We start from the raw sequence: 9982 nt of genomic DNA, 5'->3' as shown, positions 1-9982 counted from the left end.
AAGAGATTCCCGCTTTCGCGGGAATGACGGTCCGGGAAGAAGGGGCGCCGCTCCACGCCCCTCCTCGAAATAGCAAGACCAGCCATTGCATCGAAGGGGAATATTTCCATGAAGCGATTGTCACACCTGGGCCTCGCCGCCCTGGCCGCGGGCGGCCTGCTCGCCGCCGCCCCGGCCTCGGCCGAGACCATCTACGGCGGCGGGTCGACCGCCGCCTTCGGCCTCTACCGCAGCTGGTTCGACTGCTACGGCCGCGTCTTCGATCCGAATGCTTGGCCACGCAACGCGCTGTGCACCGCCGCGGCCGGCTATCCGGTCGACGGCACCGCGCTGTTCGCCTATGCCCCGGTGGGCAGCTACGCCGGCATCCAGGCTTTGATCCGCCAGACGTCGGCGACCTCCGTGCCGAGCAGCACACCGTACGAGACCGCCAGCATCCCCTACGCCGAGGGCACCACCGGCTACGGCACGGGCCCCAACTTCTGGGACTTCTCGGGCAGTACGACGCCGCTGACCGGCGCGGAAGCCGGCGGTTACACCAACCCCACCACCGGCGCACTGGCGGCCCGCGGCCCGGCTATCCAGATCCCGAGCGCCGGCATCCCGGTCACGATCCCGGTCAATACAACCGGCCTCACCATCAGCCGGGCGGATCCGGCCGGCGGTGCCTCCGGCGTCTACCTGTCGCGCAAGGCCTATTGCGGCATCTTCACCGGCTATATCACCAACTGGAACGATCCGGTCCTGACCCAGGACAACAACGGCGTGCAGTACCATGCCAACCGGCGGATCACGGTCGTCCGTTCCAACGGCAACGGCATGACCTACCTGCTCTCGCGCCATCTGACGACGGTCTGCAACGGCGGGTTCGACGGCGACGGCAGCAACACCAACCACACCGGCGCTGCTCTCGGCAACCTCGCCTACTGGAAAGGCGGCGCCGCCCCCGCCGTGACCTGGCCGACCACGGGCACCTTCGTCTCGGCCGCAGGCGACGCCGGCGTCGCCCGCACCGTCTCCCAGACGCTCGGCGCCATCGGCTACGTCAGCCCGGATTTCACCCGGATGATCGCGAATCCGGTGCCGCTGGAAGACCCGGTGACGCATGCCTCCGTTCCGAACCCGCAGGTGGCCGTCCTGCAAAATTACAGCAGGTTCATCTCTGCCACGCACACCGGGTCTCAGCCGTCGGTCGCCAACACCGCCGCCGCGCTCGCCGGCTTCGTTTTGCCGCCCTGGGGTCCCATCCCCCCCAGACCGACGTTTCCCCCCTATTATAACACCGAACTTTGGAGCAGATCGCTCGACACCGCGGCGCTGCGCAACCCGATGGCCGCGGGCGCCTACCCGATCGTCGGCTTCACCATACTCGACTTCTACGCCTGCTACTTCCCGGCAGCGGAGACCGCGACGCTGAAGGGCCTCGTCTCCTGGTACACCGGCCACCATCCGACGGTGTCCGCCGCCGTGCCGGACCAGATCGCCCGGAACCGCGGCCTCGTGCCGCTGCCCCAGACGGTCAAGGACGGGGTCTGGGCCTTTGTCAACGACGCCACCCTCGGCCTCAAGACCGGCCCGATCCCCGGCACCTGCACCATCAGCTCCGGCACCTGACCGGCAGCAGGCGCGGCTCGGGCACGCCCGGCGGATTCTCTCGCCGGGCGTCGCCGCCCTCCGGAATCGTGACAATACAATGACAGATTTACACAGATATCTATCTGTATAAATGCATATAATCCGATGTTACATTTTCGTTAACAACCAAAGATTTGTCCACACGAAATGCTTCCTAACTTTGCGATCGGTGATTGAACGTATCTGTATGTATGTGCTAGTCAGATTTCTAGACAAATGATCGAAACATTCGCCTTTCTGAATTTGCAGAACGGCGTATGTGTGGCGTTTTTATTGCATTTTTGCCCGTGTCGGGGCCCGCGCCAGCGGAGGGGGAATCCATGTGGCCGAGGAGGGGGTCGAGGCTGGTCGTGGCCGGCTGGGCGGCGTGTGCGCCGCTGCTGGCCGCCGCCGCCCAGGCGGCGGTGCCCGAGGCGCCGGCCGCCCCCGCGGCGGCGCCGGGTGAGCCGGCATCCGCGCCCGCCCCTGCCAACCGCTTCGACATCATGGAGTACCAGGTCCAGGGCAACACCGTGCTGCCGGTGGTCCAGATCGAGGAGGCGATCTACCCCTTCCTCGGGCCGGACAGGACGATCGACGACGTCGAGGGCGCCCGCGCCGCGCTGGAGAAGCGCTACGCCGATGCCGGCTACATCACCGTCGCCGTCAATATCCCGGAGCAGACGGTGCGCGAAGGCGTCGTCCAGCTCGAGGTGGTGGAGGCGCGGGTCGGCCGGCTCCGGGTGCGCAACTCGCGCTACTATTCGCTGGGCCGGATCAAGGGCGCGGCGCCGTCGCTGGCCGAGGGCACGGTGCCGCAGCTGGCCGGGATCCAGCGCGATTCGGAGGTGCTGAACCGGCTGCCCGGCCGCACCGTGACGCCGCAGCTGAAGGCGGGGGCGGAGCCGGGGACGGTCGACGCCGACCTCAATGTCGAGGACGAATCGCCGTTCCAGGCCTCGGTCGAGCTGAACAACCAGTACAGCGCCAACACCAAGCCGCTGCGGGTGTCCGGCTCGGTCGGCTACGACAATCTCTGGCAGCTCGGCCATTCGGTGTCGCTGCAATACACCACCGCGCCGGAGGACCCGGAGCAGACCTCGGCGGTGGCCGCGACCTACACCTTCCGCATCCCGGAGTGGAAGGAGAGCCTGGTGCTGTACGGCATCACCTCCTCCTCCAACGTGGCGACGCTGGGCGGGGTGAACGTGATCGGCGACGGCACCATCGTCGGCGGCCGCGGCGTGCTGCCCCTGCCCGGCCTGCCGGATTTCTACCACACGCTGATGCTGGGCCTGGACTGGAAGGATTTCGGCGAGCGCCAGCTGTTCGGCGCCGACGAATCCGAGACGCCGATCACCTACACCACGGCGACGATCGAGTACAACGCCACCCGGCCGGACACCCAGGGCACGACCTCGGCCAGCCTGTCCGCCACCTTCGGGCTGCGCGGCCTGGGCGACCCGGACGACAAGTTCGAGCAGAAGCGCACCGGCGCCTCGGCCGACTTCGCCTATTTCCGCGCCGGGCTGGAGCGGCAGCAGATCCTGCCCGCCGAGTTCGAGCTGACGGCCCGGCTCGACGGCCAGCTGGCCAGCCAGCCGCTGATCAGCAACGAGCAGTTCAGCGCCGGCGGCGTCTCCAGCGTGCCGGGCTACCTCGAATCCGAGGAGCTCGGCGACAATGGCTGGATCGCCGCGCTGCGCCTGTCGACGCCCAATCTCGGCCAGTGGATCGACCCGTCGGTGGTCGAGGACTGGCGGGTCTACGCCTATGGCGACGTCGCCGAGCTGTGGCTGCAGGACGCCAATCCCGGCCAGGACGACGAGTTCCGGCTCGCCAGCCTCGGCTTCGGCTCGCGGGTCAAGCTGCTGAACCACCTCACCGGGTCGGTCGACCTCGCGGTGCCGCTGATCGATGCCAGCGACACCAAGGCGAACGACATCCGCATCCTGTTCACCCTCGGCGCCAGCCTCTGACCCCGGACCGATGCGAGCATGAGACGCTTCCTCCCGACCCGACCGCTTCCGACCGTCCGGCTGCTGCTGGCCGCCCTGCTGGCGCTGCTGCTGACGCCCCAGGCCGCCTCGGCCTGGTGGAACAGCGAATGGACGCTGCGCAAGCCGATCACCGTCGATCTCGGCGCGAATGCCGGCGCGGCCCCCGGCATGGCCGGGCGGGCGCAGGTGCTGATCCGCCTGTCCGCCGCCAACTTCAACTTCCTGGCCGCCAAGGATGACGGCTCCGACCTCCGCGTCATCGCCGAGGACGACAAGACGCCGCTGAACTTCCACATCGAGAAGTTCGACAACCTGTTCGAGATGGGCCTGGTCTGGGTCGACCTGCCGAACGCGACGGCCGACAAGCCGCAGACGATCTGGCTGTACTGGGGCAACGACAAGGCGGCCGGCACCGGCAACGCCAAGGCCGGCTACGACGCCGCCCAGGCCCTGGTCTGGCACTTCACCGAGCCCGGGGCCCTGCCGCTCGATTCCACCGGCTACGCCAACAATGCGGCGCAGTCGACCGCGGCGAAAGTCGACGCCTCCTTCATCGCCGGCGGCATCGGCTTCAACGGCACCGGCACGGTGATGCTGCCGGCGACGCCCAGCCTGGCGGTGCCGCAGGGCGGCGCCTTCACCTGGTCGGCCTGGATCAAGCCCGGCACGCTGCAGCCCAACGCCGTGATCTACGAGAAGGAGGCCGCCGCCGGCCTGATCCAGTCCGGCGGCCTGGCCATCGGCCTCGACCAGGCCACGCCCTTCGTCAGCGTCGACGGCGGCGCCGGGCCGCAGCGGATCGCGGCCTCGGCGCCGGTGGCGGCCGGGACCTGGACCCATCTCGCCGTCACCGTCGCCGCCGGGCAGGTGACGCTCTATGTCGACGGCCGCCCGGCCGGGACCGGGGCCGTCGCCGTGCCGGCGCTGGCCGGTGCCGCGGTGCTGGGTGGCCCCTTCGTCCGCCCGCCGCCCCCCGAGCCGGTCGCACCGCCACCGGCCGAAGCGGTGCCGGGCGCCGCGCCCGCCCCCGGCACCCCGCCGGCCGAGTCCGCGGCTCCTGCGGCCGAACCCGAACCCGCGGCCCCTGCCGCTCCGCCCGCCCCGGTCTTCGCCCATTACGTCGGCGAGCTGGACGAGCTGGAGATCGCCACGGTGGCGCGGCCGGGTCCGGCGATCCTGCTGGCCGCCCGGAGCGCCGCGGCCGACAGCCGGCTGCTGGCCTTCGGCATCGACGAAGAGGGCTCGGGCTTCGACCTCGGCCATTTCAACGCGATCCTCGCCTCGGTCACGGTCGACGGCTGGGCGGTGATCGGGTTCTTGGGCCTGATGCTGGTGCTGAGCTGGGCGGTGATGGTGTCGAAGATCGGCTACGTCAACCGGGTCGACGGCGCCAACAAGCGCTTCCTGGTGCCGTTCCGCCGGCTGGTGGCCGATCTCGCCGCGCTCGACCAGGGCGACCCGGACGACGCCACCGCGCCGGCCCGCCTCGCCGGCGGCAGCGAGGCGAAGACCTACCGCAACGCCTCGCTGTACCGGCTCTACCATGTCGGCGCCGAGGAGATCACCCACCGGGCCAAGGCGGCGCGCGGCAAGCCGGGCCGGCTGGTGCTGTCGCCGGAATCGATCGCGGCGATCCGCGCCACGCTCGACGCCACCCTGACGCGCGAGATCCAGCGCGCCAACCGGCTGATGGTGGTGCTGACCATCGCCATCTCCGGCGGGCCGTTCCTCGGGCTGCTCGGCACCGTGGTCGGCGTCATGATCACCTTCGCCGCCATCGCCGAATCCGGCCAGGTCAACATCAACTCGATCGCCCCCGGCATCGCCGGCGCGCTGGTCGCCACCGTCGCCGGCCTCGCCGTCGCGATCCCGGCCCTGTTCGGCTACAACTACCTGGCCAGCCGGATCCGCGACATCACCGCCGACATGCAGGTCTTCGTCGATGAGTTCACGACGAAGATGGCCGAATTCTATGCGCGCTGAGGATCCGTCATGCAGGTGCAGCAAGAGAACAAGCCGTATGACGACATCAACGTCACGCCGATGCTCGACCTCGCCTATGTGCTGCTGCTGATCTTCATCATCATGACCACGGCGGCGGTGCAGGGCATCGAGGTGAACCTGCCGAAGGCCAGCGCCGCCGCCAGCATGTCGCAGCCGCAGATGCGGGCGATCTCGATCGACAACCAGGGGCAGGTCTATCTCGACACCATCCCGGTGACGATGCCGGAGCTGGAGAGCCGGATTGCCCAGATCAAGGCGACCGTCCCCGACTTCCCGGTGGTGATCAAGGCCGACCAGGCGGTGCAGTACGCCCGGGTGATGGACGTGCTCGACCTGCTGCGCCGCGTCGGCGTGCAGCAGGTCGGGCTGGTCTCGCAGCGCCCGGCGACGAGCTGAGCCGGTCCGATGGAAGAGCGCCCCAACTGGATCCGGCGGATCGCCTGGGCAGGCATGGGCCTGGCCCTGGTCGCGGCCGTGATCGTGCTGGGCGCGGCCGTGCTGCGCGGCAAGCCGGTGCAGGCGCCGCGCCAGCCGCCGCCGATCCAGATGGTCGAGCTGCCGCCGCCACCGCCGCCCCCTCCCCCGCCGCCGGAGCCCGAGATCAAGCCGCCGGAGCCGGTCGAGACCCCCGAGATCAAGGAGCCCGAGCCGGTGCCGGAACCGAAGGCGGAGGAGCCCAAGCCGGAGGAAGAGGCGAAGCCGGATCCGGGACCGAAGGACAAGGCGCCGGGCGACGATGCGCTGGACGCCGAGGGCGAGGCCTGTTCGGGCGCCGCCTGCCTGACCGCGCGCAGGGGCGGCACCGGCCTCGGCACCGGCGGGGGCGGCGGCGGTGGCGGCGGCTACGGCCAGTACGCCTTCGTCGAATCCCAGCGTGCCGCCCAGCGCGACGCGGCCCTGCGCCGCGCCGTCGACGGCAGCGATACGGTGCGCGGCCGCCGCGCCTCGGTGGTGCTGGCGATCTCGGTCGGGTCGGACGGGCGGATCGGCCAAGTCCGCCTGGCGCAATCCTGCGGCGACCCGTCGGTCGACAACGCCGTGGTGGAGGCGGTCCGCAGGCTCGGCTCGTTCCGCCAGGCACCACCCAGCGGCACGCCGGTGACGCTGCGCATCCAGCTCAACATCCAGCAGTCCAGGGCATGAGGGATCTGATGTTCAAGCGCACCGGCCTCGCCGCCGCGATCAGCGTTCTCGCTGTCGGCACGGCCTTCGGCCAGACCCCGCCGACCGAGCAGTCGACGACCCTGGCCCTGATCCGGCTGCTGGTCCAGGAAGGCATCCTGTCGCGCGACAAGGCGCAGGTGCTGCTGACCCAGGCCGAGCAGGAGGCGCGGGCGGCGGAGGCCAACCAGGCGGCCAGCGGCCAAGCGGTGCCGCCCGGCACCCCGCCGGGCACGGTGCGGGTGCCCTATGTGCCGGAGGTGGTGCGCAACCAGATCCGCGACCAGGTCAAGCAGGAGGTGCTGGCCCAGGCCAAGACCGAGCGCTGGGGCGACCCCGGCACGCTGCCGGCCTGGCTCGACAAGGTGAAGCTGTATGGCGACGTCCGGGTGCGCGGCCGGGCCGACTACTACGACCCGAACAACGCCGAGTTCCTCGATTTCCAGAAGCTCAACGACGACGGCTACGGCACGCTTCTGGACGACGCGCAAGCCTTCCCGCCGACCTTGAACACCCGCGAGGACCGCTATCGCGGCCAGATCCGCGCCCGGCTCGGCGTCGAGGCCGATCTCGGCTACGGCTTCACCACCAATGTCCGCATCGCCACCGGCAACGACCTCGACCCGGTCTCGACCAATGCCGACATGTCCATGTCGCTCGGCAACAAGAACTTCAACCTCGACCGCGCCTATATCCAGTACGAGGGCGATGCGCTGGACACCGGCGGCGCCCTCAAGGTCGACGCCGGCCGCTTCGCCAATCCGTTCTATTCGACCGACCTGGTGTGGGACGAGGACGTCAATTTCGACGGCCTCGCCGTCGGCTACCGCCAGCCGGTGCTGGACCAGCTGGACGCCTGGGGGGCGGTCGGCCTGTTCCCGCTGAAGGAGATGGCCTTCTCCTCGCGCGACCAGGTGCTCTATGGCGGCCAGCTCGGCGTCGATTGGCGCCCCTATGACGACGCCTCGCTGAAGCTCGGCGTCGCCTATTACGACTTCCAGAACGTGCTCGGCGACCCGCGGGCGATCGACGCCAACGACCGTCGCCGCAACACCTCGATCCCGTCCTTCCTGCAGAAGGGCAACAGCCTGTGGGACGTCGGCGACAAGGGCAATCCCGCCATCGACAGCGACGACCTCGTCGCCTTCGGCCTGGCCTCGAAGTTCCAGGAGCTGAACGTCACCGCCTCGCTCGACCTGTCGATGTTCGACCCGATCCATGTCGTGCTGACCGGCGACCTGGTGGCCAATCTCGGCTACGACAAGGACAAGGTGGACGCCCGCGTCGGCGAGGCGGGGCGCAAGAGCGGCAACATGGGCTACCTCGCCCGCATCCTGGTCGGCCATCCCGAGATCCGGCACGGCAACGACTGGAACGCCAGCTTCACCTACAAATACCTGGAATCGGACGCGGTGATGGACGCCTTCACCGACAGCGACTTCCACAATGGCGGCACCAACGCCAAGGGCTACATCCTGGCCGGCAACTACGGCGTCGTCGACGACGTCTGGCTGGGGCTGCGCTGGCTGAGCAGCGACGCGATCAGCGGCCCGAAATTCTCGGTCGACACGCTGATGCTCGACATCAACGCCCGCTTCTGACGGAGGGACCGATGCACGCGATCCGCCATCGGACGATCCCGGCTCTCTGCCTCGCACTCCTGCTTGCCGCCCCGGCGGCGGCGGCGCAGGAGGAGAGCGATGTCGGCCGGCTGCGCGAGGCGCTGCGCCGGGCCACGGTCGACCTGCGCACGGCCCAGAACCAGGCCACGGCGCTGCAGTCGCAGCTGAGCCAGGCGCAGCAGACCATCGCCACCCGCGATGCCGAGGCCAAGCAGCTGCGCACCCAGATCGGCCAGCTGCAGGGCCGGCTCGACGCCGCGACCGAAAAGGCCGACGGGCTGCAGGCCGAGCTTGACACCGCCGCCGCAACCCTGGAGACGACGCGCGGCGAGCTGGACCAGACCCGGCGCAGCCTCGGCCGGACCCAGGGGCAGCTGCGCGACACCGAGGGCCGGCGGGCGACGGCCCAGGCCGGACTGGAGCAGACCTCGGGCTTCTTCAAGGCCTGCGAGGCCGCCAACGACCAGCTCTACAAGGTCGGCCGCGAGGTGCTGGCCGCCTATGACGGCAAGGATCTCGGCGACGTGCTGGCGCAGAACGAGCCGTTCACCCAGCTCAAGAGCGTCGAGATGGAAACCATCATCCAGGACCTCCAGGACAAGCTGACCGACGCCCGCTACCGGAGGCCGGCGAAATGAGGCGCGTGCCGGTCCTTCTTGCGCTGCTCGCGCTCGGCACCGCGCCGGTGGCGGCGCAGCAGCCGCCGGCCGAGCCGGTGGCCCGCATGGGCGCGATCGGCCTGTCTCCGGCCGAGATCGAGGCTTTCCTGCGCGGACTCGATCCGCAGGTGCTGGCCCAGGCAGCGGCCAGCCGCGAGGCGCTGGACGGGCTGATCCGGGCCGAGCTGACGCGCCGGGCGGTGGTCGCCGAGGCGGCCAAGGCCGGCTGGGCCGACCGGCCCGAGGTCGCGGCCCGGATCGAGCAGGCGCGGCGGCAGGTGATCGTCGACACCTGGCTCGCCGCCAGGTCCGAGCCGCCGGCCGGAGACCCGCCGGACGCCGATCTGCGCAGGATCTACGACGACAACACCGCCCGCTTCGTCGCCCCGGCGGAGATGCGTCTGGCGCAGATCTTCCTGCCGGTGCCCCCCGGCGCCTCGGAGGCCGAGACCAAGGCGGCGGAGGACCGGATCGGCGAGCTGCGCCGACGCGCCCGGGCCCGCGGCGCCGATTTCGCCGCGCTGGCGCGGCAGGCCTCGCAGCACAAGGACAGCGCCGACAAGGGTGGCGACATGGGCTGGCTGTCGGAGGACGCGCTGATCCCCGAGATCCGCGAGGCGGTGGCCGGGCTGGAGAAAGGCGCCGTCAGCACGCCGATCCGCAGCCAGGCCGGCTGGCATCTGATCCGGCTGGTCGACCGCAAGGCGTCGCGGGTGCAGGGCTTCGACGAGGTCCGGCCGCTGCTGGTCGAAGCGGTGCACCGGCAGCAGGCGGCGGAGCTGCGTCGCCAGTACATCGAAGGCCTGGTCGGCGCCGCACCGCCGGCGATCAACGAGATCGCGGTGACGGAGATCCTGTCCCGCCTGGCGCCCGCGGCATCCACCGCCCCGTCCCAGTGACCCGAGCAGAACCGATGGAGACG

At 70.1% G+C, this 9982-nt stretch carries 8 protein-coding genes; all 8 read left to right on the top strand.

What is annotated here, in order from left to right; all coding sequences use genetic code 11:
- Positions 1–108: 108 nt before the first annotated feature.
- The 8 genes from ACFW16_RS17195 to ACFW16_RS17160 all read left to right on the top strand — a co-directional run bounded on the left by ACFW16_RS17195 (position 109) and on the right by ACFW16_RS17160 (position 9959).
- The gene (locus ACFW16_RS17195; RefSeq protein WP_380307100.1) at positions 109–1614 is read left to right on the top strand and encodes a substrate-binding domain-containing protein; all 1506 of its coding nucleotides are present in this window, start codon (positions 109–111) and stop codon (positions 1612–1614) included.
- A gap of 341 nt (positions 1615–1955) precedes the next feature.
- Positions 1956–3593, top strand: coding sequence for a ShlB/FhaC/HecB family hemolysin secretion/activation protein (locus tag ACFW16_RS17190; protein WP_380307098.1), 1638 nt, complete (start codon positions 1956–1958; stop codon positions 3591–3593).
- A gap of 18 nt (positions 3594–3611) precedes the next feature.
- Positions 3612–5597: a DUF2341 domain-containing protein gene (locus ACFW16_RS17185; RefSeq protein WP_380307097.1), complete on the top strand. Its 1986-nt coding sequence runs from the start codon at positions 3612–3614 to the stop codon at positions 5595–5597.
- A gap of 9 nt (positions 5598–5606) precedes the next feature.
- Positions 5607–6014 carry an ExbD/TolR family protein gene (locus tag ACFW16_RS17180; RefSeq protein ID WP_380307095.1) on the top strand — a complete coding sequence of 136 codons (408 nt, stop codon included), beginning with the start codon at positions 5607–5609 and terminating at the stop codon, positions 6012–6014.
- A 9-nt stretch (positions 6015–6023) separates the two neighbouring features.
- Positions 6024–6761 (top strand): energy transducer TonB, encoded by a 738-nt coding sequence (locus tag ACFW16_RS17175; protein ID WP_380307093.1) that lies wholly within the window; start codon positions 6024–6026, stop codon positions 6759–6761.
- A gap of 8 nt (positions 6762–6769) precedes the next feature.
- Positions 6770–8380 carry a putative porin gene (locus tag ACFW16_RS17170; RefSeq protein WP_380307091.1) on the top strand — a complete coding sequence of 537 codons (1611 nt, stop codon included), beginning with the start codon at positions 6770–6772 and terminating at the stop codon, positions 8378–8380.
- 11 nt (positions 8381–8391) lie between these two features.
- Positions 8392–9039 (top strand): hypothetical protein, encoded by a 648-nt coding sequence (locus ACFW16_RS17165; RefSeq protein WP_380307090.1) that lies wholly within the window; start codon positions 8392–8394, stop codon positions 9037–9039.
- Positions 9036–9959 (top strand): peptidylprolyl isomerase, encoded by a 924-nt coding sequence (locus tag ACFW16_RS17160; RefSeq protein WP_380307088.1) that lies wholly within the window; start codon positions 9036–9038, stop codon positions 9957–9959. Before ACFW16_RS17165 ends, ACFW16_RS17160 begins: the two co-directional genes overlap by 4 nt.
- Positions 9960–9982: the final 23 nt, after the last annotated feature.

Source organism: Inquilinus sp. NPDC058860, assembly GCF_042743185.1.
In the GTDB taxonomy this organism is placed as follows: domain Bacteria; phylum Pseudomonadota; class Alphaproteobacteria; order DSM-16000; family Inquilinaceae; genus Inquilinus.
The sequence above is the reverse complement of the archived record's forward strand: the minus strand, read 5'-3'. Positions and strand labels throughout refer to the sequence as shown.

Excerpts from the sequence above, each read along its gene's own strand:
- ACFW16_RS17195 (WP_380307100.1), top strand. The coding sequence starts at position 109 with ATGAAGCGATTGTCACACCTGGGCCTCGCCGCCCTGGCCGCGGGCGGC.
- ACFW16_RS17190 (WP_380307098.1), top strand. The coding sequence starts at position 1,956 with ATGTGGCCGAGGAGGGGGTCGAGGCTGGTCGTGGCCGGCTGGGCGGCG.
- ACFW16_RS17185 (WP_380307097.1), top strand. The coding sequence starts at position 3,612 with ATGAGACGCTTCCTCCCGACCCGACCGCTTCCGACCGTCCGGCTGCTG.
- ACFW16_RS17180 (WP_380307095.1), top strand. The coding sequence starts at position 5,607 with ATGCAGGTGCAGCAAGAGAACAAGCCGTATGACGACATCAACGTCACG.
- ACFW16_RS17175 (WP_380307093.1), top strand. The coding sequence starts at position 6,024 with ATGGAAGAGCGCCCCAACTGGATCCGGCGGATCGCCTGGGCAGGCATG.
- ACFW16_RS17170 (WP_380307091.1), top strand. The coding sequence starts at position 6,770 with ATGTTCAAGCGCACCGGCCTCGCCGCCGCGATCAGCGTTCTCGCTGTC.
- ACFW16_RS17165 (WP_380307090.1), top strand. The coding sequence starts at position 8,392 with ATGCACGCGATCCGCCATCGGACGATCCCGGCTCTCTGCCTCGCACTC.
- ACFW16_RS17160 (WP_380307088.1), top strand. The coding sequence starts at position 9,036 with ATGAGGCGCGTGCCGGTCCTTCTTGCGCTGCTCGCGCTCGGCACCGCG.